General features: G+C 60.4%; 19 protein-coding genes, 1 tRNA gene and 1 pseudogene. 11 read left to right on the plus strand and 10 right to left on the minus strand.

The window, feature by feature from the left end:
- Positions 1–152: 152 nt before the first annotated feature.
- Positions 153–1370, minus strand: a complete 1218-nt coding sequence (locus tag ACRRSD_RS10525) for an MFS transporter (protein WP_435038015.1) — start codon at positions 1368–1370, stop codon at positions 153–155.
- A 332-nt stretch (positions 1371–1702) separates the two neighbouring features.
- Here ACRRSD_RS10525 and ACRRSD_RS10530 point away from each other — a divergent pair, with 332 nt between their 5' ends.
- Together ACRRSD_RS10530 and ACRRSD_RS10535 are read left to right on the plus strand one after the other, a co-directional pair.
- On the plus strand, positions 1703–3760 hold the full coding sequence (locus ACRRSD_RS10530; protein ID WP_435038016.1) for a methyl-accepting chemotaxis protein: 2058 nt from the start codon (positions 1703–1705) through the stop codon (positions 3758–3760).
- Between the two features lie 115 nt (positions 3761–3875).
- A tRNA-Met gene (locus tag ACRRSD_RS10535) sits at positions 3876–3952 on the plus strand.
- Between the two features lie 95 nt (positions 3953–4047).
- On the opposite strand, the gene ACRRSD_RS10540 is transcribed toward ACRRSD_RS10535, so the two are convergent.
- The gene (locus ACRRSD_RS10540; protein WP_435038017.1) at positions 4048–5148 is read right to left on the minus strand and encodes a DUF2817 domain-containing protein; all 1101 of its coding nucleotides are present in this window, start codon (positions 5146–5148) and stop codon (positions 4048–4050) included.
- A 261-nt stretch (positions 5149–5409) separates the two neighbouring features.
- Here ACRRSD_RS10540 and ggt point away from each other — a divergent pair, with 261 nt between their 5' ends.
- Together ggt and ACRRSD_RS10550 are read left to right on the plus strand one after the other, a co-directional pair.
- A complete protein-coding gene (gene ggt / locus ACRRSD_RS10545; protein WP_435038018.1) occupies positions 5410–7242 on the plus strand; it encodes a gamma-glutamyltransferase in 1833 nt (610 codons plus the stop codon).
- A gap of 423 nt (positions 7243–7665) precedes the next feature.
- Positions 7666–8034, plus strand: a complete 369-nt coding sequence (locus tag ACRRSD_RS10550; protein WP_435038019.1) for a DUF6124 family protein — start codon at positions 7666–7668, stop codon at positions 8032–8034.
- Between the two features lie 131 nt (positions 8035–8165).
- On the opposite strand, the gene ACRRSD_RS10555 is transcribed toward ACRRSD_RS10550, so the two are convergent.
- The 5 genes and pseudogenes from ACRRSD_RS10555 to ACRRSD_RS10575 all read right to left on the minus strand — a co-directional run bounded on the left by ACRRSD_RS10555 (position 8166) and on the right by ACRRSD_RS10575 (position 12388).
- Entirely contained in the window at positions 8166–8798 is a 633-nt protein-coding gene (locus tag ACRRSD_RS10555) for a LysE family translocator (protein ID WP_435038020.1), read from the minus strand.
- A gap of 77 nt (positions 8799–8875) precedes the next feature.
- Entirely contained in the window at positions 8876–9475 is a 600-nt protein-coding gene (locus ACRRSD_RS10560) for a flavin reductase family protein (protein WP_435038021.1), read from the minus strand.
- 166 nt (positions 9476–9641) lie between these two features.
- Positions 9642–10169 carry a methyl-accepting chemotaxis protein gene (locus ACRRSD_RS10565; RefSeq protein WP_435038497.1) on the minus strand — a complete coding sequence of 176 codons (528 nt, stop codon included), beginning with the start codon at positions 10167–10169 and terminating at the stop codon, positions 9642–9644.
- Between the two features lie 12 nt (positions 10170–10181).
- A pseudogene (locus ACRRSD_RS10570) lies at positions 10182–11006 on the minus strand (PAS domain-containing protein); the annotation flags it as partial.
- Positions 11007–11074: 68 nt separating this feature from the next.
- Positions 11075–12388: an MFS transporter gene (locus tag ACRRSD_RS10575; RefSeq protein ID WP_435038022.1), complete on the minus strand. Its 1314-nt coding sequence runs from the start codon at positions 12386–12388 to the stop codon at positions 11075–11077.
- Positions 12389–12738: 350 nt separating this feature from the next.
- Here ACRRSD_RS10575 and ACRRSD_RS10580 point away from each other — a divergent pair, with 350 nt between their 5' ends.
- The 6 genes from ACRRSD_RS10580 (at position 12739) to ACRRSD_RS10605 (ending at position 21570) form a co-directional block, all read left to right on the plus strand.
- Positions 12739–14157 (plus strand): short-chain fatty acid transporter, encoded by a 1419-nt coding sequence (locus tag ACRRSD_RS10580; protein WP_435038023.1) that lies wholly within the window; start codon positions 12739–12741, stop codon positions 14155–14157.
- A gap of 188 nt (positions 14158–14345) precedes the next feature.
- Entirely contained in the window at positions 14346–16043 is a 1698-nt protein-coding gene (locus tag ACRRSD_RS10585) for a molecular chaperone HscC (RefSeq protein ID WP_435038024.1), read from the plus strand.
- 11 nt (positions 16044–16054) lie between these two features.
- Positions 16055–17782 (plus strand): J domain-containing protein, encoded by a 1728-nt coding sequence (locus ACRRSD_RS10590; RefSeq protein ID WP_435038025.1) that lies wholly within the window; start codon positions 16055–16057, stop codon positions 17780–17782.
- 99 nt (positions 17783–17881) lie between these two features.
- Positions 17882–19576: an acid phosphatase gene (gene acpA / locus ACRRSD_RS10595; protein ID WP_435038026.1), complete on the plus strand. Its 1695-nt coding sequence runs from the start codon at positions 17882–17884 to the stop codon at positions 19574–19576.
- 119 nt (positions 19577–19695) lie between these two features.
- Positions 19696–20868 carry a hypothetical protein gene (locus ACRRSD_RS10600; protein WP_435038027.1) on the plus strand — a complete coding sequence of 391 codons (1173 nt, stop codon included), beginning with the start codon at positions 19696–19698 and terminating at the stop codon, positions 20866–20868.
- 177 nt (positions 20869–21045) lie between these two features.
- Positions 21046–21570 carry an SET domain-containing protein-lysine N-methyltransferase gene (locus tag ACRRSD_RS10605; protein WP_435038028.1) on the plus strand — a complete coding sequence of 175 codons (525 nt, stop codon included), beginning with the start codon at positions 21046–21048 and terminating at the stop codon, positions 21568–21570.
- A 19-nt stretch (positions 21571–21589) separates the two neighbouring features.
- Here the strand turns inward: ACRRSD_RS10605 and can are convergent, their stop codons facing one another.
- Positions 21590–22234 carry a carbonate dehydratase gene (gene can / locus ACRRSD_RS10610; protein ID WP_007912954.1) on the minus strand — a complete coding sequence of 215 codons (645 nt, stop codon included), beginning with the start codon at positions 22232–22234 and terminating at the stop codon, positions 21590–21592.
- Between the two features lie 141 nt (positions 22235–22375).
- On the opposite strand from can, the gene ACRRSD_RS10615 reads away from it, so the two are divergent.
- Entirely contained in the window at positions 22376–22780 is a 405-nt protein-coding gene (locus tag ACRRSD_RS10615) for a serine kinase/phosphatase (RefSeq protein ID WP_435038029.1), read from the plus strand.
- A gap of 129 nt (positions 22781–22909) precedes the next feature.
- Here the strand turns inward: ACRRSD_RS10615 and rimI are convergent, their stop codons facing one another.
- Both rimI and ACRRSD_RS10625 read right to left on the minus strand, forming a co-directional pair.
- Complete coding sequence (gene rimI, locus ACRRSD_RS10620) at positions 22910–23362, minus strand: ribosomal protein S18-alanine N-acetyltransferase (protein WP_007912963.1); 453 nt, start codon at positions 23360–23362, stop codon at positions 22910–22912.
- The gene (locus tag ACRRSD_RS10625) at positions 23355–24101 is read right to left on the minus strand and encodes a hypothetical protein (protein WP_038360866.1); all 747 of its coding nucleotides are present in this window, start codon (positions 24099–24101) and stop codon (positions 23355–23357) included. Before ACRRSD_RS10625 ends, rimI begins: the two co-directional genes overlap by 8 nt.
- Between the last annotated feature and the right edge of the window lie 188 nt (positions 24102–24289).

Genomic DNA, 24289 nt, shown 5'->3' on the forward strand with positions numbered 1-24289 from the left:
ACGCGGCTTTTTTATGCCTGAAATTTACTGCTGAACCTATTTCCCCTGTGGGAGCGAGCCTGCTCGCGAAGAGGGAGTGTCAGCCATATCTCTGCGGATAACACACCGCATTCGCGAGCAGGCTCGCTCCCACAATTGGGAATGGTGTGGCGTCAGGCCTTTTTGGTGCGCGGCAGGAAAATCGCCAACACGCCAAACAACGGCAGGAACGAACACAGGAAATACACGTACTCAATCCCGTGCACATCCGCCAGATGCCCCAGCAACGCCGCACCAATCCCGCCGAAACCGAACATCAACCCGAAAAAGATTCCGGCAATCATCCCGACGTTGCCCGGCACCAGTTCCTGCGCGTACACCACAATTGCCGAAAACGCCGACGCCAGAATGAAGCCAATCACCACGCTAAGAACACTGGTCCAGAACAGATCAACGTGAGGCATGAGCAGCGTGAACGGCGCCACACCAAGGATCGAGAACCAGATCACCGCCTTACGGCCGATCTTGTCGCCAATCGGCCCGCCGAAGAATGTGCCCGCCGCCACCGCGCCCAAAAACAGGAACAGGTGCAGTTGCGAACTGGCCACCGACAAGTCGAACTTCTCGATCAGGTAAAAGGTGAAGTAACTGGTCAGGCTGGCCATGTAGAAATACTTGGAGAACACCAACAGCCCCAGCACCACCAACGCACTGGTCACCCTGCCCTTCGACAGTCCATGGGTCGCTGCCTGGCCGGCCTTGAGCTTGAACAGATTGAGGTGATGGGCGTACCAGCGACTGATGCGGTACAGCACGAACAACGCAAACACCGCGAACAAGCCGAACCACGCGACGTTGCCTTGGCCGAACGGAATGATGATCGCTGCCGCCAGCAACGGGCCAAACGCCGAACCGGCGTTACCGCCGACCTGGAAGGTCGATTGCGCCAGACCAAAGCGTCCACCGGAAGCCAGCCGCGCAATCCGGGAGGCCTCGGGATGAAACGTCGAGGAACCGATACCGATCAGCGCCGCCGCCAGCAGAATCAACGGAAAACTGCCGACCATCGACATCATCACGATGCCAATCAGCGTGCAGATCGAACCGGCCGGCAATAGCCACGGTTTCGGATGACGGTCGGTGTGATAACCGACCCACGGCTGCAACAGCGAGGCGGTCAACTGGAAGGTCAAAGTGATCAACCCGACCTGGGTAAAGCTCAACCCATAGTTGGCCTTGAGCATCGGGTAGATCGACGGCAAGACCGACTGAATCAGGTCGTTGATCAAATGCGCCAGCGCCACCGCGCCAATGATACGCATCACCAATGGGCTGCTTTGCGGAGCAGCGGGCGCCGAGGCAGCGGCGGTCTGAACGTTGCTGATAGCCATGGAAGTTTCCGGACAGCAGATGGGTGCACGCAGGCAGGTGCGTCAATGTGCCATTTTTCGGTGCGCCAGCGCCATCCCCTTAGCCAGCTAACTAACTGACTGGTCGTCGACAGCAAGGTGATAGCGCAACGCCATGGTCTGAATCTTGCCTTGCTCTATCCCTTGAACACGGCGCCCTTACAAAGGGCACCGACAATGGGAAGTTTCGCTACAGAGCCGGCCTACAGAGCGGGCGAGAGTGAACTTTCGAGGCCTTTTAGCAGGGCACAACATCAACGTCGAACGACCGCATGCACGCCATTGGTGCGTGGTGTCCAGAGGAGTCACGGGGCATGCAGGCTTTCCTTTCACCGGGGATCAAATTGCTGGGGCGGTTTGGCTTCGCAGGTAAATTCCAATTGTTGTTTCTGCTGTTCATTCTGCCGTTGGCCGGCAGCCTGTTGATGATCGGCCAGGACTATCGCGACAAGCTCAATCTGATCTCCGGCGAACGTGCCGGCGTGCGCCAGTTGCTCGCGCTGGATGCGCTGGACAACCTGCTCGCCGCGCAACGCGACCGCGCCGCCCGTTGGCGCGCCACGGAAACCAATCGGCAACCGACGCCGGCCACCCTCGCCGCCATGGGTGCATTTGACGCGGTACAACCGGCCGTGCAGCAAGCCACCACGGATTTGGGCAATGCGCTAAAGAACGAAGGCGCCGAGGGCGAAACACTTGCCCGCTATCAGGCGCTGCAAACGGCACTGAACGGCCTGGATTCGAAAAGCCTCAGCGGAGTCGGTTGGTGGCCGGACGGTTACGACCGTTTCACCAACGCCCTCAGCGCCCTGCAAGCGTTACGCGAGCAGATCGTCATGGACAATCGCCTGACCCTCGCACCGTGGCTGGAAACCTATCTGCTGACGCAAATTTCCACGCAACACGCGCCGGATCTGATCGAACGGGTCGGCCGACTCGCCGCCGTCGGGCAAGCCTCGGTCGTCTCCGGCCAATTCACTCTGCAAAGCCGTTTGCAGTTGCGTGACCTGCGCAGCCGTATCGGCGATGCCCGCGAGCAACTGGTGAAAACCGCCACGCTGCTCGAGGCGCGTTTACCGAAAGACCAGCAGAACTGGGCCAGCCAATACCACGACAGCCTCAAGCACCTCGACAGCGGCTTGAAGGTCCTTGATGACGGCGTGTTCGGCGGCAGCATCAATCTCAAACCAGAGGACTTCGAACGCAGCCTCGACGCCTTGCTGAGAAACCTCGCCGCCCTGCGTCAGCAATCGCTGGTGTCGCTTGATCAACGACTCGACGCTTACCACAGCTCGGCGATCCGTCAGTTCATCATCGTCGCAGCAATCTTCGGCTGCCTGCTGCTCGCGGCGCTGTATTTGTTCGTCTGCCTGCAAGCCTCGATCCGCCGCAGCGCCAGCGGTATCACCCTGCTCGCCGAAGCCCTGCGCGATGGCAACCTCAGCCTGCAAGTGCCGGTGGTGGGCCGTGATGAACTGGCCGCGATCAGCACCGCGCTCAACGTCGCCGTGGTGCAATTGCGCACAAGCATGCTCGGTGTCGATCATGAGACCTCGCAATTGAGCAGCGCGGTGCGCAGCCTCAACGAGCATTCCAGTGGCGCCCTCAGCGAAGTCGAGGCGCAGCAATTGCAGATCAGCCAGATCGCCGCAGCCGCCACGCAACTGGCCGCGACATCGCAAGGCGTGGCGCAAAGTTGCGAACAGGCCTCCGGCAGCGCTCAGCACACCCGGCGCATTGCCGCTGACAGCAGCCGCGATAGCCAACGCACTACGGCGAGTATTCAGCAGCTCAATCAGCGCTTGAACGACACCGCAGCGGCACTCGGTCGGGTCAGCGAGCAAGGTCAGCAGATTCAATTGGTCGTCGACACCATTCGCGGCGTCGCCGAACAGACCAATCTGCTCGCGCTCAACGCGGCTATTGAAGCCGCACGCGCCGGTGAACAAGGTCGCGGCTTTGCCGTGGTCGCCGATGAGGTGCGCAGCCTGTCGCAACGTACACAGTCGTCCACCGCGCAGATCGCCGGCACCGTAGACAGCCTGCGCGCGACGGTCAACGAAGCCGTGAGTTTGATGGAAGCCGCTTGCGGCCAGGCGCAAGCCGATGCCGAGTCGGTCACCGGTCTCGGTGAACGTTTGGGCGAAATCGCCAGCGCCGTGCAAAGCGTCACCGACACCCTGGCGCAGATCGCCACGGCGGTTGAGGAACAGGCGAGTACCGCCGACGAAGTCAGCGGCAATATCCAGCAGGTCGATCAGGCGGCCGTGCGTCTGCTCGAAGGTGCACGCGCGGTGAACCTTGCGGCGGATACCCTGAGTCAGGGCAGCCATGCCTTGAGCGCCAATACCGCGAGATTTCAGCTGCGTTGATGCCCTGCCCGGCCCGGATTTTCCGGGCTGGAGGATAAGCGGTTGAAAATAAGAAGAAATATTTTAAATTTACGCTTGACGCTTTTCCATTTCAGGGGAATAATGCGCGCCACTTGGCTACATAGCTCAGTTGGTTAGAGCATAGCATTCATAATGCTGGGGTCCGGGGTTCAAGTCCCTGTGTAGCCACCAAGTACTAAAAACGGCTTACCGAAAGGTAGGCCGTTTTTTTATGCCTCGAGAAAAGTGCGATTTCGTGATGGGGGATTTCTCCCCTCATCTGGTTTTCAGCCTGTCAGCGCCGACAACCCTTTCGCCCAGATCTGCCGAGTGCGCAACCCGACCATCGCCCGCCAATCCGGATCAGCGGGATAGAACTGCTCGAGCAGATTCACTTTGATCCCCCGCCCCGTCGCGTCCAGCGGATCACCATGCAGATGCAGCCAATGGTCATCACGCAAATGCCGATGCACATCCGGCCCCGGATACGTCCCGCACTCGATCACGAACGGCATCAACTGCACGTCCGGTAAAGCATTGAGCAACGCCTGCGAGGTGTAGCCGGTGGCGGTCGCTGCCACTCCGGTTTCGCTCAAGGTGTCGGCGCCGGTGTGCAGGGTGTAAAGCCATGGGCCATAAATTGCTTGGGCCTGCGCAAGTGCCGGGTAAGGCGCCTGGGTGATGGTTAGCAACATCGGATGGCCGTATTCGCCAGCGCCGGTGTGCAGGTCAAAACACATCACGGTTTCAGCGCCAGCCAGATGCGCGTCGATGATCTGATGCAACGTGCGATTCGACCAACTCGGCGCACGACCGCCGTAGAACAGTCCGTCGGGATGGCTGTGCTGACCGCCCTCGACAATCGACATCACTGCCGCCCAGCCGTGTTCGTTGATTTGCGCATCGAGTATGGCATCGGCGCGTTGGCGCTCGGGGCCGTGCAAATCGGCGCATGCGTAGACTTCATGCAGTGCGGCGTACGCGCGGTTATCCGGTAGCGGCCCGGTGAAATCGAGGTGATTGCGGTTGAGGTCGATATTGTCTTCGTTGACCCGGCGCAACCACGCCGTGCCCCATGGGTTGATCAGGTGCACCATCACCACCGCGACATCCTTGGGCAGTGAGCCGGGTTCGAAGGTTTTCAGCCATGCGATCTGACTGTCGGAGCCGTAATAGCCCTCGACGCCGTGCGTACCGCTGAGCGCCACCAGCCGACGCTTGGCCTGCGGATCGCCGAGCACGGCGACGTCGGTGCTCAGTGGTTCGCCGAATGGCCCGCAGCGTGGATGTGCGTAAGAGGTGAGCGTGGCGCCGGCGGCATTGGCGGCGGCGATGAACCGTTCGCGTTGGTCGCGGTAGCTGGATTCGGTGGGGAACTCGCTGTGCATATCGGTCTCTTGTTGATCTTGTAATTGTGGGAGCGAGCCTGCTCGCGAAAGCGGTTGTACATTCAACATTTCTGCCGACTGACACTGCGCATTCGCGAGCAAGCTCGCTCCCACAGGTGCTCAGTGCAGCTCAACGGATTTGCGGTTGACCCTAGCGAACATCCGCCCTGAAAAGAAAGACAAAAATGCCCATCGGTTTGCGTCGCGACCGGGCGGTCGATAAAGTCCCTGAGACTTTTAATCCACGGACGGAGAGCCCGCGTGTTTTCAGCCTTGCCCTTGAGCCGCTTTCGCCTGCCTGCCCTGACGCTGATCATTAGCGCCCTGACCCTCACCGCCTGCAACGCCCCGCCCTCCTCGACCTTGCCGCTGGCACCGGAAGCCGCTTCCGGTTACCGCACTGATCTGCAAACCCGTCACGCCAGCAAGCACATGGCCGCCGCTGCCAATCCACTGGCCGCTGAAGCCGGGCGCGAGATGCTGCGTCAGGGCGGTTCGGCGATTGATGCGGCGATTGCGATGCAAGCGGTGTTGACCCTGGTGGAGCCGCAGTCGTCCGGGATCGGCGGCGGTGCGATGATCGTGTTGTGGGACGGTAAACAGGTGCGCACCTACGACGGTCGCGAAACCGCACCGGCCGGTGCCACCGAAAAGCTGTTCTTGCGCGCCGATGGCCAACCGATGTCGTTCCCGCAGGCGCAGATCGGCGGTCGTTCGGTCGGTACGCCGGGCGTGTTGCGCGCACTGGAGATGGCACATAAACAACACGGTCGCCTGCCATGGGCGAAGCTGTTTGAACCGGCGATCAAACTGTCCGAGCAAGGCTTTGCGATCTCTGCGCGTTTGCACTCGCTGCTGGAATCAGATCCGGTCATCCACCAGTCGCCGGACATGGCCAAGTACTTCCTCAATGCTGATGGCAGCGTCAAAGCCGTCGGCACGCGCCTGCAAAACCCGGCGCTGGCCGCAGTGCTAAAACGCATCGCCAACGAAGGTGCGGACGCGTTGTATAAAGGCCCGATTGCTGAAGAAATCGTCGCCAAGGTGCAGGGCCACGCCAACCCCGGCAGCCTGTCGCTCAGTGATCTGCAGCGCTATCAGGCCAAGGAACGTGCGCCGCTGTGCACCGATTACAAGCGCTGGCAGGTCTGCGGCATGCCGCCACCGTCGTCGGGCGGGATCGCCGTGGCGCAGATTCTCGGCACATTGCAGGCGCTGGAAACCCGCGATCCACGCTTGTCACTGACGCCGCTCAAACCGGTGAGGACCGACAAACCCGCCGGTATCGAACCGGCACCGCAAGCCGTGCATCTGATCGCCGAAGCCGAACGTCTGGCCTACGCCGACCGCGCGCAATACGTCGCCGACACCGACTTCGTGCCAGTGCCGGTCAAAGGCCTGGTCGATCCGGGCTATCTGGCCAGCCGCGCCAGCCTGATCGGCGAGCGCAGCATGGGCAGCGCCAAACCGGGCACACCGCCGGGCGTACAAGTGGCCTACGCCCCGGACCGCTCGCCGCTGCGCATCTCCACCTCGCAAGTGGTCGCGGTGGATGACCTCGGCGGCGCCGTGTCGATGACCACCACCATCGAGGCCGCGTTCGGCTCGCACTTGATGGTTCAGGGCTTCTTGCTGAACAACCAGATGACCGACTTCTCGTTCATCCCCGAAGAAAACGGACAAAAAGTCGCCAACCGCGTTGAGCCCTTAAAACGCCCGCGCTCGTCGATGGCGCCAACGCTGATCTTCGATCGTAACAGCGGCGAATTCGTCGCCACGGTCGGCTCACCCGGCGGTTCGCAAATCATCGAATACGTGGCAAAAACCACCGTCGGCCTGCTCGACTGGAACCTCGACCCGCAAAGCGCCATCAGCCTGCCCAACTTCGGCAGCCGCAACGGCCCGACCGAACTGGAACAAGGCCAGTTCAGCCCGGCGCTGATTCAGGTACTGAAAGACAAAGGGCATGCGGTGAATGAAATCGACATGACCAGCGGCACCCAGGCCATCGTGCGGGTCAAGGATGCGCAGGGGAAGGCGTCGTTGGAGGGTGGCGCGGATCCACGGCGTGAAGGGGAAGCGTTGGGGGATTGAGGCTACGAAGTGAATAAAAAGGCCTACCGGGAGGTAGGCCTTTTTATTGGGCGAACAACGAGTAAGTAAGGGGCGTAGTTTGTTCGGCGACCAAGGTTTCAATGTTTAAAAATGCCGTGAAAATACAGAACCGTCCCACAAGGTTTTCAGGTTGTCCGTCGGACGTCCGCTCTCTAGGCTGTGCACGTCGCTGCCAATTCAGTGACCGGGCCTGGAAATCCGACGACAGTTGTGCGCACCAGCGCCATTCATAACGTATCCTTGCGCGCCCTTGTGGTGTGCACTCTGTTATGGCGGCTGTGCGCGGGAGACCTTCGGGTCTGCCGGGTTACTCTGTCCCGGATTTCCAGCCTGCGTACAGCTGCCACCCATTCGCCTGGAAATCGAATGGACCAGCTACAACCGTCACACAGGGTAATCATCATGAAAAAACCAACACCCAACCCCCCCGAAACAGACACCGACCCAACCTCTCCTTACGCCTCCATCGACAGCAAAAAGCTCCACGAAGCCGCCGACCGCGCCCTTGATCATTACCTCAAGCCGGCCGCTCACATCATGGCGTCCGCCCGCGTGGCTGAACCCATGTACCTCGCCAACCCGGTGTACGACACCGAATCCCTGCTGGCAAATGCCAGCGAAACCCTGGGTTCGGTCACCGAGATGCTCAACAACTTCGCCGCCATGCTCGATACCTCGCACCGCAAGACCGCGCTAGGCATCGCGCAAATCGTCATGCTGAGTGAGCTGGCGGTGAATCAGGCGCTGGATAACGTTCAGCCGGTCACGTAGTTTTCGCAATGCATAAAAAATCCGATGCCGTGAAGGCATCGGATTCTTAATTGCTGGCGTTGCCCTGAATAAACTTGGTTTTCCTTCGAAGCCTACCAGGCCAAACAGCTTTCACATCCCAGATCTATGGCTCAACGATTCGCCACCAGATGCGTTCCAAACAGCAAATAACAACCACCGGCCAAGCGATCCAGCCATTGCCGCGAACGCTCATATACACCGGCAATCCGCCGACTGGCAAAGAACAGCGCCACGCAGCAATACCAGCTGAACGACAACGTCGCCATGGTCAGCACCGCCAGCGCCAGTAACAGTGGCGGGATGTGAGCCGGCATGGCGGTGGCGAAAATGGTCGCGACAAACAGTGCCGACTTGGGATTGGTCATGTTGCCCAGAAAGCCGCGGCCATAAGCACCGAGCAACGTCTGCTCCGAACCATCCAGCGTACCCGCGACGATCGGCGCCTTGCGCTTGAACTGCTTGAGCCCGAGGTAGATCAGGTAGCAGCCGCCGGCAATCTTGAAGCTCAAGTACAGCGCTGGTGCGGCGCTGAACAGCGACTGAATGCCCAGGCCACCCGCCAGCCCCCACAACACGGTTCCGCTGGCCACGCCGAGCGCCGCGACGACACCGTGGCGGCGGGAACGGCTAACCGCCAGTTGCGCGATGTTGAAGAAGTTCGGGCCGGGGGTGACCACCGCCACGGTCCACAACAGGGCCAACGACAGCAACGGCGCCAGATAACTCGAAAGGGAAAAATCCATGGGGGTATGCGCCTGATTGGGTTCGACGATGCCTTCTACCTTGCAACATCCGGCAATATTTTGCCATCAGCCGTCATTCACACCGCTAACGTCTTGCCATCCACCGCATCACCAATCTTCAGGAAATGCCCGCCCGCCACGTGGTGCAAGGTGCGCAAACCATCGTGTCCTTCGAAATGCCAGCGTCCGTCGCTGAACACGCGTTCATCGGCATGGGCGGCGATGACTTCGGCGAGGAACAGGTCGTACTGTTCGTGGTTGCGCGGCTCCGGGAGCAAACGGCATTCCAACCAGGCGACGCAGCCGTCGAGCAACGGGGCTTCGACTTGTTCGCCGGCGAAGGTTTGCAGGCCGTAAGCCTGAAACTTGTCTTGCCCTAGGGTCTGGCTGATTTCCAGACCCGACGTATTGCCGACGGTTTGCACGATGTCAGCCTGATTGACGCACGGGACGTTGAGCACGAAAGTGCCGGACGCTTCGAGCAACTGGCGGGTCCAGGTGGATTTATCGAGGACGACGGCGACTTTCGGCGGCTCGAAATCCAGCGGCATGGCCCAAGCGGCGGCCATGATATTGCGCTGGCCGTCGTAGGCGGCGCTGACCAGAACGGTCGGCCCGTGGTTGAGCAAACGGTAGGCTTTGTTCAGGGGCACCGGGCGGCGGTGGGAATCGCTCATGGGATCTGCTCCGGGGGAAAAGGAGCCGATTGTAGCGCTGCCACTGAAGAAACACAGATTCGGTGGGAGCGAGCCTGCTCGCGAAAGCGGTGTGTCAGTCAACAGCACTGCTGAGTGAACTGACGCCTTCGCGAGCAGGCTCGCTCCCACAATGGATCAGTGGAGATTAGTGGGAGAGTTGATTGGCGAACTGGCCCACTGCGTTGACGACTTTCTGCGCACCATCCTGAATCTCGACAATCACCGTGCCCGCCTCTGCCGCCAGCGCCAGGCCTTGTTCAGCCTGAAGCTTGCCGTCGGTCATCAGGGCCACGGCGTTGCGCGCCATTTCCTGGTTCTGCCGCACCACGGTGACGATCTCTTCGGTCGCCTGGCTGGTGCGCGAGGCCAGTTGTCGCACCTCGTCGGCCACCACCGCAAAACCACGGCCCTGCTCACCGGCGCGCGCCGCCTCAATGGCAGCATTGAGCGCCAGCAGGTTGGTCTGTTCGGCAATGCCGCTGATGGTTTTGACGATGGTGCCGATCACCTGCGACTGCTCGTTCAATGCCTCGATGCCCTCACCGGCAGCCTGCATGTGCCGCGACAGTTCACGCATCACATTCACCGCTTCGGTGACCACGGTGGTGCCACGTTGCGCGGTGCTGTCGGTTTGCTGCGAAGTGCTGTAGGCAATGCTCGCCGCGTCGGCCACTGCTTGTTCGCGGTTGACCTGATCGGTGATTACCGTGGCGAACTTCACCACTTTGTAGAGTTTGTCGTTGGCATCGACCACAGGGTTGTACGACGCCTCCAGCCACACCGTACGACCATGGCTGTCGACACGCTTGAAGCGGTCAGCGACGAACTCGCCGTTGTTCAAACGTCGCCAGAAGTTCTGGTACTCGGCGCTGTTGTATTCCTCCGGAGTGCAGAACAAGCGGTGATGTTTGCCCTTGATCTGCGCCAGGCTGTAACCCATGCCGCTGAGGAAGCGATCGTTGGCGTTGAGCACATTGCCGTTGAGGTCAAACTCGATCACCGCAGTCGAACGCACCAGTGCTCCGATCAGGTTTTCATGCTCACGGGAAGCTTCAATGGTGCGGGTCAGGTCGCTGGCGAACAGCGAAATGTGCTTGATCCGCCCATCCGAAGAACGCACCGGTTGCACGATCGAACGCAGCCACGCTTCTTCACCATTGCCACGCAACAGGCGTACGGCACCGGCGAAATGCTCGCCACGGGTCATGGCGTTTTTGAAGCGCTGGTGGAATTCATCAGTCTTCACATGCGCCGGGACGATGTCTTCAATCGCCCGACCGATCAGGTCCTGACTCTTGTAGCGCATCTCGCCCAGGAAGTTCTGATTGACCGATTGAATGCGCCCGTCAGGCTCAAGGTTCAATACCAGCATCTCGCTTTCCAGGCTTTCCTTCACCTGCACGAGGCTGGAGAGTTCTTCACGAAGAGCGGCCAGCTCTTGCTTCAGGCGTTTGTTGAACATGGGGAAGTACCGATGGGCAGGATAGAAAGCGGGATGCAGCCTAACCATCGGCCTTGAAAATCTTTTCTGAAGAGCGCTGGCGACTCGTCAGTCAAAAATAGTTCTGAACGGTAAAGTCACGCAGTTCCGGCCACCTGACACTGTCCCGAACGCGGCATCCGCGCACCGAAATACGCCGCCGTCAGAAGGCCCACCACGCCCATCACCGCGCAGAACATCACACAGATCCACGGGCTCCACGGCATCAGACCGATCAGCAACAGCGGTGTGATACTGGCCCAAATGGCGTAGGCAATGTTGTAGGTAAAGGAAATGCCTGACACGCGAATACGTGCCGGGAACAACCCGACCATCACCGACGGCACCGCGCCGACAACACCGCAAGCCAGACCGGCTACCGCGTAAGCCAGGCCTACCCAGTTACCGCCCATGATCAGGCAGCCATACAGCACGCCGATGCCCAGTGGCAGCAGCAGGCTATACAGCATGACGGTGCGCCAGGCGCCGAGACGGTCGACCAGCAACCCGGCGATCACGCAGCCGATATTGAGAAACACGATACCCAAGGCACTGAGAGCGAAGGTATGGCTGGCGGTCATGCCGAAGGTTTTCTGCATCATGGTCGGGGTGATGACGACGAACACCACCACCGCCGAAGTCAGCACGCAGGTCAGCAACATTGCCGGCAGCATCGCCAACCGATGCTCACGCAGTACCGTGCGCAACGGCAGTTCGACCCGCGCCTCACGCTGCGCTTCCATCGCCATGAACACCGGGGTTTCGCTCAACCAGCGACGCAGGTACACGCCGATCACGCCGAAAACGCCACCGAGCAGGAACGGATAGCGCCAGGCGTAATCGAGGATTTCCGCCGGGGTGAACAGTTGCGCGAGAAACGTCGCAGTCAACGCGCCAATCAGGTAACCGAAAGTCAGCCCGGCCTGCAAAAAGCCCAGGGCGTAACCGCGATGGCCGGTCGGCGCGTGCTCGGCGACGAACACCCAGGCGCTCGGTACCTCACCGCCCACCGCCGCACCTTGCAGGATGCGCAGCGCCAGCAACAGCAGCGGTGCAAAGTAACCGATCTGCGCGTAGGTCGGCATGATCCCAATCAGCAGGCACGGCAGCGCCATCATCAGGATGCTCAGGCTGAAGACTTTCTTGCGTCCGAGTTTGTCGGCGAAATGCGCCATCAGAATACCGCCCAAGGGCCGCGCCAGATAACCGGTGACGAAAATCCCGAAGCTTTGCAGCAGACGCAGCCACTCGGGCATTTCCGGTGGGAAGAACAACTGGCTGAGGGTCAGGGCGAAGAATACGAAAATGATGAAATCGTAGATTTCCAGCGCCCCGCCAAGGGCCGCAAGGCCTAAGGTCTTGTAGTCGGAACGGCTGAACGGCGCAGGTTTGGCCGTGGATTGGGCAGTCATGGCAAAGAACTCTGGATCAGGCAAAAACCAAGGCGCCCATGGTCTACGCAAATGGGCGGATGGACAACCCGTTAGACCATAGTCCCGGTTTTGCAAAAGCTGCTCACAAAGCATCGGCAGTTGAATTACTGTTAATGCCTGTCCAGCGGGACCACGCCAACCCCGGCCAACCGCCGTAAACCCCATGTGGGAGCGAGCCTGCTCGCGAAAGCGCCAGCCCAGCCAACTTCAATGTTGAATGTGCCGACCTCTTCGCGAGCAGGCTCGCTCCCACAGGGATCTCTGTGTTGTCGAGATCGGCGAGCGTTCCCGCGGACCACAATAACCATAAAAAATCCGAGGTACTCCCTGTGGCCGTTGATATCGAAGATAGCCGCTCCGCACGCTTTGCCCTGCGCTGTTCAAGCTTTGCCGAACGCTGGTTTCCCGATTCCTGGGTATTCGCCGCACTGGCCGTGATCATCGTCGCCCTGGCCACACTGGCCATGGGCGCCAAACCCACCGCTGCGGCGATGGCGTTCGGTGACGGGTTCTGGAGCCTGATTCCGTTCACCATGCAGATGGCCTTCGTGGTGATCGGCGGTTACGTCGTCGCCAGCTCGCCGCCCGCCGTGAAATTGATTGACCGGTTGGCACGTATTCCGAAAAACGGCCGATCCGCTGTGGCCTGGGTCGCATTGATATCGATGGTCGCATCCCTGCTCAACTGGGGCCTGTCGCTGGTATTCGGCGGTCTGCTGGTGCGCGCCCTCGCCCGCCGCACCGATCTGAAAATGGATTACCGCGCCGCCGGTGCTGCGGCGTATCTGGGCCTTGGCGCGGTATGGGCATTGGGCCTGTCGTCGTCGGCCGCGCAGTTGCAAGCCAACCCCGGCAGCCTGCCGCCGTCGATCCTGTCGATCACCGGGGTGATTCCGTTCACCGAAACGATTTTCCTCTGGCAGTCCGGTGTGATGCTGCTGGCGTTGATCGTGATCTCGATCATCATCGCCTACGCCACCGCCCCCGGGCCGAACTCGGCGCGCGATGCCAAGGCCTGCGGCATCGACCCGGCCTTCAACCTGCCACCGCTGCAACCGCGCACGCGACCGGGGGAATGGCTGGAGCACAGTCCGCTGCTGATCATCGTGCTGGTGCTGTTGGCGGCGGGCTGGCTGTTCCATGAGTTTTCGACCAAACCGCCGATCACGGCGATTTCCGGACTGAACACCTACAACTTTCTGTTCATCATGCTCGGCGCATTGCTGCACTGGCGTCCGCGCAGTTTCCTCGATGCCGTGGCCCGTGCGGTGCCGACCACCACCGGCGTGTTGATCCAGTTCCCGCTGTACGGCTCGATTGCCGCGCTGATGACCACGGTCAAAGGCGCGGATGCGCAAACCCTGGCGCACCACATCTCGACGTTTTTCGTCAGCATTGCCTCCCACGACACCTATGCGCTGTTGATGGGCGTGTACTCGGCGATTCTCGGCTTCTTCATACCGTCCGGTGGCGGCAAGTGGATCATCGAGGCGCCGTATGTGATGCAAGTTGCCAATGACCTGCAATATCACCTCGGCTGGGCGGTGCAGATCTACAACGCGGCGGAAGCGTTGCCGAATCTGATCAACCCGTTCTACATGCTGCCGTTGCTGGGCGTGCTCGGGCTGAAAGCCCGGGACCTGATCGGATTCTCCTTTGTGCAACTGCTGGTGCACACGCCGCTGGTGCTGCTGTTGCTGTGGGCGTTGGGGACGACGCTGGCGTATACGCCGCCAGTGATGCCTTAACCCAAGCGGGGCGCAGTCATGATGGCCGCGCCCCACACTTTGCTCCTGAAACAGCCGCGTGTCGGGCTGCCTGTCGCAAATAATGGCTCAGAGCCATCATCCTGCTTTACCGCATCCCGCCCTCGGTAATATTCTGCGCGCCCATAAATGTTTCATTTTTTTACCAAGCGCAAAGGGAGTTCGTTGCAATGATCGTAGGGATTGACCTGGGAACCACCAACAGCCTTGTTGCCGTCTGGCGTGGCGATGCCACCGAGTTGGTGCCCAATGCCCTGGGTCAGTTCCTGACACCGAGCGTTGTCGGCCTCGATGATCAAGGCCGGATTCTGGTCGGCCAGGCGGCGCGCGAGCGTCTGCACACGCACCCGCGTCTGACGGCTTCGCTGTTCAAGCGCCACATGGGCAGCGCCACGCAAACGTACCTGGCTGACAAGGCGTTCCGCCCGGAAGAGCTGTCCGCGCTGGTACTCAAAAGTCTGAAAGAAGACGTCGAACGGGCTTTTGGCGAAACCGTCACCGAAGCCGTGATCAGCGTCCCGGCCTACTTCAGTGACGCCCAGCGCAAGGCCACAAGGATTGCCGGCGAACTGGCCGGGTTGAAAGTCGAGAAACTGATCAACGAACCGACCGCTGCCGCCCTCGCCTATGGACTGCACCAACGGGACAAGGAAACTTCGTTCCTGGTTTTCGACCTCGGTGGCGGCACGTTTGACGTGTCGATTCTGGAGCTGTTCGAAGGCGTGATGGAAGTCCGCGCCAGCGCCGGTGACAACTTTCTCGGCGGCGAAGACTTCGACACGGTGCTGCTTGAGCACTTCATCAGCCAGCACCGTTCGGCCGCAGACTTCCCCGAGCGCAGTAGCGTCATCCAGCCCCTGCGTCGCGAGGCCGAGCGTGTGCGCAAGGCGCTGGGGCAGGACGACAGCGCCGAATTCCGCTTGCAACTCGGTGAGCGGCAGTGGACGCAAACCATCACCCAGCAACAGTTGGCGACGCTATACACGCCGCTGCTCGAGCGCCTGCGCGCGCCGATTGAGCGGGCGCTGCGCGATGCGCGCATCCGCGTCAGCGACCTCGACGAGATTCTGTTGGTCGGCGGCACCACGCGCATGCCGCTGGTACGCAAACTCGCGGCCGGGCTGTTTGGCCGCTTCCCGTCGATCACCCTCGACCCGGATCAGGTCGTGGCCCAGGGTGCGGCCATTCAAGCGGCACTCAAGGCCCGCGCCGCAGCGCTGGAAGAAGTGGTGTTGACCGATGTCTGCTCTTACACGCTGGGGATCGAGACCTCCACTCAGGTCGGTCGCAACTACGAGAGCGGCCACTACCTGCCGATCATCGAGCGCAACAGCATCGTGCCGGTCAGTCGGGTGAAAACCGTGTACACGCTGCACGACAACCAGGAACACGTGGTCGTGCGGATCTTTCAGGGCGAAAGCCGTCTGGTCAAAGACAACGTGGCACTCGGCGAGCTGGACATCAAGGTGCCGAAACGCAAGGCCGGCGAAGTTGCCCTCGACGTGCGTTTCACCTACGACAACAACGGTCTGCTCGAAGCTCAGGTGAAAATCCCCCTGACCGGGCAACAGCATTCGCTGGTCATCGAGAACAACCCGGGCGTGCTGTCACCCGAGGAAATCCAGCAACGCCTGGCGAACCTGGCACAGTTGAAGATTCATCCGCGCGAGCAGCAGGTCAACACGCTGCTCAGTGCACGTCTGGAGCGCCTCTATCAGGAAAGCCTGGGCGATCTGCGTGATCTGATGGGCGATTGGGCCAAGCAATTCCAGATCGCGCTCGATTCCCAGGACGAGCGCCAGATCCGCGAAGTGCGCACCGACTTGAGCCGACGCCTGAGCGAACTTGATCGCACCCCGTGGCAATAAGGAGCTTGGCCATGGATTGCTGGTCGGTGCTGCACCTGCACGATGACGCTGAAGCCCGCGACATCAAGCGCGCCTATGCGCGGCTGCTGAAAACCTTCCGCCCCGATGAGGATGCCGAAGGTTTCCAGCGCTTGCGCGAAGCCTACGAACAAGCGCTGGCGATTGCCCGGTGGCGCCTTGAAAACGCCGAGCCTGCGGACGAAGAAGATGTCGCCGTGGCCACGGCTTCCAGCGCCTTTGCCGCACTGGCACTCGATGCTGCGCTGGCAAACAAACATAGCCAGCCGCAAAACACCGCGTGGGGTTTTGCCGATCTCGACTTTCCGCCCGTCAACCCGGCAGCCCCCGAGCCTTTTGCGCCGCCAGCGCAGGATGATGTTTTGCCTGTAGAGCCACTGACGGCGGCCCCGGACACAGAGGCGTATGCGCTTGAAGCGCAGGCAGCACGGCAACTGCTTGAGGGGCTGTCGCCAGAAAATCTCGGCGAGCGTTGGGAGCAGGCGCAACAGCAAGGCTGCGCCGAAGTGTTCGAAAGGCTGTTGCTGCAACTATGTGTTGAACAGCAGCAACTGCGTGGCCCGGTGCTGTACTGGGCCGTCGAGCAACTGGGATGGCTGGGCCCTTGGCAAGAATTGCCGATGAGTGATCACCAGCGCGACCTGCTCGCCGAAAGCCTGATGGCCGATTATCAAAACGCCCTGCAAGCGCTACTCGAAAGCCACAGCGAGCGCGAATTCCTCAACTTGCTCACACGCTACAGCGCCCAACCGTGGCTGCAGGTATTCGATCGCCGCGAACAATGGCAGCAAACCCTGCTGCACTTGCTCAATGACAGCGAGTGGAGCGTGCCGCTGTTCGACCGCATCGGCCAATTGTTCGGCTGGGATCACAACAAAGGCCTGCACCCGCAGCCGGACTGGCTCTGGGAAACGTTGATCGAACGCTGCAATCAGGAAAGCTTCTACGACAACCTGCGGGCCAAGGCTGAAAGCGACCGGACGTGGGCGGCCGACGTTCAGGCCGCGCATCTGTTGATCAATCCGCTCAAGCCCATGCAGCAAAAGAAGATCATCGACGGTTTTGGTCAGAACGAATGGCAGGCCTGCCACGACCTGTCGGAAAACCTCAAATGGCGCTTCCCGGAGCTGCTCGCACGTTTGCCCTATGCCGACGTTTTTTACTGGCGGCGGTTCTTTCCGCGGCCCATCGCCGCCGAGACCTGGGTGCGGGTATGGGCGGCCATTGCCTTGGCGCTGTGCCTGTTCTATCTGGGCATTGAGAAAAGGGATGCCGCCAATCTCATCTTCATTCCGATGATCTTTGCCTGCGTACCGGTATGGTTTTTTCGCTTTGCATTGAGTTGGTGGGTGGTGCTCACGGCCCACGTGATCGTGCCGGATCTGTGGCTCACCGAGGGGCTGATTCCGCGCAAATGGAACCCTGACACGCGCTGGCTGGTGATACGCCACGGCGTACCGCAAGGGGTGATGGTGCTGCTGTTTTCGCTGATGCTTGGGCCGCTGGGGGCGCTCACTTATATCGGCACGCTCCTGATCGGCCTGGTGCACAAACGCCGTATCGGTTCGCTCGACCCGGATCTGAGCACCCGCCACCCTTGGTTGACCGCGCTGCACTGGGCGCACTTCAGTCCGCTGCAATTGCTGTTTCTGGTGGTCATGACCGCCATAACTGCGGCCAGCAAACTCGGCTGTTCGCTCACCCAACTCATGCCCGGTTAAAAACGCAACGACAAGTCGTTCTGTCACCCAACCGTCATACTCCCTTGTTAGCGTCCGCCCGAAACATACTGAAACAATTAAGCAAAAACGGGCTGACAGATGAAAGACGAAACAGACGGCACTGACGCACCTGAATCCAATCAACCTACCGACACCAGCCGCCGCCGCTTCCTTGGCGGCGTCGCGGTGCTCGGTGTCGGTGCCACACTGGCCGGCTGTGGCAGCGCCAGTGATCAACCGGGCAAACCGGCCGAGCGCCCGCTGACGCCCGCCGAGCTGGACAAGGCCCTGCGCGATCAGGTGAAAACCGTGGTGGTGATCTACGCCGAGAACCGCAGCTTCAATAACCTGTTCGGCGATTTCCCCGGTGTCGAAAAGCCTCTGTCAGCGCTCAAGCCCACCGACTATCAACAACGTGACCGCGACGGCGCGCTGCTGCAAACCCTGCCGCCCGTCTGGGGTGGCGTCCTGCAGATCGGACCGCAAACCCTCGATGGCGTGACCTACCCCAGCGCCACGCAGTTTCAGGAAAACCTGCCCAACGCGCCCTTCGCCCTCAAAGGCCCGAACGCTGAAGACTTGCCATTCGGCCTGGTGACCCGCGATTTGTGGCATGTGTTCTATCAAAACCAGATGCAGATCAATGGCGGCAAGAACGACGGCTTCGTTGCTTGGGCCGACTCCGGTGGTTTGACCATGGGTCACTACGCGCAGAGCCGTTATTCTCTGCGTCTATGGGACGTCGCTCAGGAATTCGTGCTGTGTGACAACTTCTTCCAGGGCGCCTTCGGTGGCTCGTTCCTCAACCACCAGTACCTGATCAGCGCCACCGCGCCGTTCTATCCGGACGCCGCCAATTCGGTGGCCAAGTCGCAGATCGCCGCGCTGCAAAGCGATGATCCGGCCGATCCGCGCCTCAAGCCGCTGGCGCAATCGCCGGCCAGCGCCATGAGTGGCCCGCCGCAGTTTGGCCCGAGTGCGCTGACCCCGGACGGCTTCGGCGTCAACACCCTCGCCCCGCCCTACTGGCCCACCTGGATTCGTGATCCGGAACGCCCGGCGTATTCGAAAGCGGATCTGCCCAACGTCATGGTGCCGCAGACCCACGAGCATATCGGCGACAAGTTGTCGAAAAAGAACATCGATTGGGCGTGGTATGCCGGTGCGTGGCAGGCAACGCTGGAGCAGTACAAGGATTCCGCCGGTATCCCGAAAATCCCCAATTTTCAGTACCACCATCAGCCGTTCAACTACTTCAAACAGCAAGGCCCGGAGAATCCCGAAGAGCGTAACAAGCGCCTGCGCGATGCCGGCCTGGGTGATGAATCGAGCAGCAACAAATTTTTCGCCGATGCCGAGGCAGGCACGTTGCCGGCGGTGAGCTTCTACAAACCCCAGGGCAATCTGAACATGCACGCCGGTTATGCCGACGTGGCCTCCGGGGATCGGCACATCGTGCGCGCGTTGAAAGTGCTACGCGAGAGTCCCCAGTGGAAAAACATGGTGGTGATCGTCACGGTCGACGAGAACGGCGGCTGGTGGGATCACGTCGCACCGCCCAAGGGTGACCGCTGGGGCCCGGGGTCACGCGTGCCGGCGTTGGTGGTGTCGCCGTTTGCGCGCAAGGGCACGGTGGATCACACGATCTACGACACGGCGTCGATCCTGCGGCTGATCACCCGCGTCTTCCAGCTGGAGACCCTCGACGGCCTCAAACAACGTGACGAGGCGATGATTGCCCGGGGCCAAAAAACCATGGGCGATCTGACCAACGCCCTGCATTTTCAGGTCTGAACGGGCGTCCTGCGGCGTGCTGCAAAAAACTGCAAATGACGGCTTTTCTGTGCAACACAGCTGATCCAATATGAGCCGCCCCCGACACCCCGGGAACTCACGCTGAAAAGGATCTGAGCATGTTCAAACTCGCAGGACTCACGCTCGCCGCGCTCACACTGAGCGCGGCCGCCCACGCCGATGTCGATCTGAAACTGGGCAGCACGGAGCGCGTCACCCGCCTCTTCGCTTACCCCAACAACTGCAACGTGATCTGTTTCCGCAACTGGACGCTGGAACAGACCGTCGCCCATTACCTGTCGCAGAGCGTGCAACGCGATGGTTATGCCGATGCCAAGGTGCTGGTGAAAACCGATAACGGCCAGCTTTACGCTGAAATCACCGGCGTACCGAAGGACTATGACAAACCGCTGTCGGCGCTACTGGATGCGGGGGACCTGGCCTACATCGGTGCCAGCAAGCTCAACGCCGACGGCAAATGGGCCTATAGCTGGTATTTGTTCCTGCCACTGGGCATGGCCCTGGAAAACCGTAAAAGTGTCGAGTTGCTGCACTTCCCGCCGGATTACTCGCTAACCCAGGCACAAGATTATCTGCGTTCGAACACCACCGATCGCTGGGCCACGCTGCTGACCGATAACGGCATTCCCGCCGCTCAGACGCCAGCGTTCCAGACCATCATCGATATCGCCCCGATCGCCGCGCCCTCCAATGCCGGCAGTGATCTGGAAGGCGTGTATGACTACTTCAAGGATTATCAGACCACACTGGTCAAACAGTTCAGCCAGACCGCCAGCGGCACGACGTTGCCGATGGTTGCATTTGGCGCACCGGTGCGTAACTGGATCAAGCAGCAATACGGGCCAACCGTGAATGTCTTGGGGCTGGCGACCATCAGCCCGAGCGAAGGCGTGAACGTACCGGTGCTGGGTTCGAACCACCCGAGTTACATCTGGTACGCCGCTGATCCGAAGAGCTACACCGGCGACGATGCCCAGGCCAAGGCTGATGCCGCAGGCCTGAAAGTCATGGGCCAGGATTTGAGTGCCGCCTGCTGGCAGGCCGGGATGGGCAGCAAACCGAGCAGCAATCCTCAGACCACCCTCACCGGTTGCACGCAGACATGGCAGGTCACGCAGAAAGTCAAAACTTGCGAGCTGTTCTATACCTCGATCCGCAACCTGCCCCCGGAACAAGCCGTCGCCAAATGCGCGACCACCCCGATCAAGGCCCAACTGAAGCAACTGCAGGCGCCGCTGCCGGCCACCGCCATTCCCGCGCCACACCTGTAATTGCTTGAGACATTCCCGTGTCAGCCAATGCTGACGCGGGAAAGCGTCTAAATCGCCTGTCAGATCTGACAGTAGACCAACTATACCTAATAGGACACGATTGGATCCAAGCAGCGTTGTTGTACTGACAGGACGTCAACCCAAGCAAGTCGCAAAAGCCTTGCGACAAGGACCGTTATGAATATCCATGCCATGGCGCAATCTGCATCACGCGATACTGAAGGCATCTATCCCTTTGCCGGCCTGCCCGTGCGCCTGGGGTTTCCCGCCAGTGCCGATTTCCAAATCATCCATGACGAGTACGGCGCCCCGATGGCGGTTGCGGCGCGGCGCGAGTTCATACACACCCATCGGATGTGCCGGGTCTCCGGACAATTGCTGCCTTATCGCTGCCGCCAGACCCGACAATTGCTGACGGGCATCCATATCTACGATCCGCGCTTTTGCGGTTTGATCGAACACGCCTGCGACCCCAACGTATTTCTCGACATGAGCGAGTTATGGCTGTGGGCGCTGAAAGATATCCACAGGGGGGAACGGCTGACCATGGACTACGCCGCCACCGAAGACAAACTGCTGCACCAGTTCATCTGCGGTTGCGGATCTGTACGTTGCCGAGGCTGGATCACCGGTTACGACGAACCACCCAGCCTCGAAGGCCAGCACTTTCTACAGTCCTGGCGGCGTTCCGGATTGCGCTGAAAAGTGCGCTGAAAGGGGATTACAACGCGCCGACCGGACGCAGACGATACTGCGGCGGCAGTTGTTCGAAGCCACTGATGGTGGTGTTCAGACTTTTCCAGCGGCCGTCCTTGATGCCGTAGATGCAACCGTGGATCGACAGGCTCTGCCCGCGATGCCAGGCGTTCTGGATGATGCTCGTGTGGGCGACGTTGGCCACTTGCTGGATCACGTTGAGTTCGCACATGCGATCAACCTGCTCCTCTTCGGTTGGCAACTTGGCCAGTTCTTCGCGTTTTTCGTAATACAGATCGCGGATCGAACGCAGCCAGCCATCGATCAGGCCGAACTGGCGGTCCTGCATCGAGGCGCGTACGCCGCCACAGCCGTAGTGGCCAGTGACGAGGATGTGTTTGACCTTGAGCACGTCGACCGCGTACTGGATCACCGACAGGCAGTTGAGGTCGGTGTGCAGCACGACGTTGGCGACGTTGCGGTGTACGAATAGATCGCCCGGCAGCATGCCGACGATTTCGTTGGCCGGCACGCGCGCATCCGAACAGCCGATCCACAGATATTCCGGTGTTTGCTGGCGCGCCAGCTTGGCGAAGAAATCCGGGTCTTCCTTGGTGATCGCGTCAGCCCAACGCTCGTTGTTATCAATCAGGTCTTGTAAGTCGTGCATGCTGTAAGGCCTCAAGAAAGATGCGCTGGTATGACAGACGACCGCCCGTCGGGGTCACGCCGCCAGCGCAAGTGATTTCATTGGAATTCTCGTGTGCCCGGTGAGTCCACCTTAGTAAGGCCCACAGTATGAGGAATTGCCATGACTGATTCACGACGCCCTTACGATGCCGTGCAACCGGAGCCCATCGATGATAACGAAGACCGCATGGGTTCGGTGCATGAGCTGGATTTCGATGAAGACGAACCGAGCGCGAAAATCGGTGATGAGATTCCCGAACGTGAACGCGAGCAGTTGATGCCCAATGAGCGCGTGCGTGAGGCGGGGATGACTGGCGCTTCGGTTGCCGATCATGAGCCAACTGACGATGACATGAGCCCGGAAACGCTGATTCACGAAAACGGCGCGCGGGATGCCGATGAAGCTGGTGAAGGCAATCAGGCGGATTGGGATTTGAGCATTGTCGATGAGGATGACATTGGCGGTGGCAATGGGTTGGATGAGGAGGAACTGGCGCGGCGCGATCCGCTGGATGGTAACCGCTGATCATCAGTGCCTTAGAGGACGCCTTCGCGAGCAAGCTCGCTCCCACAGGTTTTTGGTTTGATCACAGAATTTGTGTGCGAATCCAATCCACTGTGGGAGCGAGCCTGCTCGCGAAGCTTTTAAAGGCGATCAGTCAACCAGGGTGCAGGCCATCACCACGGCGTCTTCACGCCCTCCCACCGCCGGATAATAATCCCGGCGCCGGCCAATCTCATTGAAGCCATAACGTTCATACAACTTGAACGCGCCCGTATTGCTGTCACGCACTTCCAGAAAACATTCTCGCGCAGAAGCCGCATACGCCCGCGACATCAGGTGCTCGAGCAACGTCAAGCCCAGCCCACGCCCCTGATTCTCAGGTTTGACGGTAATGTTGAGCAGATGCGCCTCATCCAGAATGATCTGCACCACCCCGTGGCCAACCTGCTGCTCACCCTCGAACATCAGCCAGATCTGATACTTGCCCAGCCCATCAAGAAAGATCCCGCGAGTCCACGGATGACTGTACGCGGCGTACTCGATTTTCAGCACGGTTTCCAGATCCGCCTCGGTCATCGGGCGAAACGATACAGCGTCACTCATTCGATTCTTTCCAGCGCGCCATCAGCCGACGCATGGCTTGCCACACAGCGGCCTTGCGCTGTGGCTCTTCCATTAACAATTCCAGACCGGGAATGGCCCAGGCCGAGCCAAGACCTTCGATCTGCAATTCACGATTGAATGCTTCGGCATCCGCTTCACCGGCAAAACGCACCGCCGGCAGGCCGATCAGCCACAGGCAGGCGCACGGGGCGGCTTCCATTTGCACCGAAAGGAAACCTTGAACGAAGTCGCGCGCCGCGTCCGGGCCCTGATCCATGGTGCCGCGATTGAGCCACGGCCAGCGCACCGGCTCGCCGACGATCTGCGGCGCATCCGGCAGACCGGCGGCGCGCAGCATGTCTTTGAGCAACAAATAAGCCGGATCACGGCTCTGGAACGGTTCGCCTGTGGGTAACTCGACCAGCAGCAGGCAGCGCCCGGCGCGAAGTAATTGCAGGGCGAAACGTGGCGGTGGCACTGGCGCCGGTTTGGCGACAACCGGCGTGTCGTCGGCCTCTTCCACCGGTTTGGCGTTGGTCCGGGTGCTGGCCAACGAAGGACGCGGCACTTCGATCTTCGGCCGTTCGGCCGGACGAACGGCAGGCTGCGCGGGCGTTTCGACCGCAGGCGCAAGCATCACCGGCGCCTCTACCTCGGGCTCGGGCATGTCCAGCAGCTCGGGCCGTGAAGGCGCGGCAAAAGGCAATTCGGTGCGCGGCAGCCAGTTGACCACCTGCATGGCGTTCAAATAGGCGCGGCGGCGGGACTCGATTAGCAAGGGTCGGCCACTTGTGGATAACTGAAGTGCGCTGATTCTACCGCCCTTCGTTCAAGATCGCCCGTTGTAGATCGATACTCTTTCACGAGGCGCTTTACCCACGCTCTTTATACAAAGAATGCGACAGCCCGTCCCGAGAGTGAATCGCA

Source organism: Pseudomonas neuropathica (assembly GCF_051174785.1).
Lineage (GTDB): Bacteria > Pseudomonadota > Gammaproteobacteria > Pseudomonadales > Pseudomonadaceae > Aquipseudomonas > Aquipseudomonas neuropathica_A.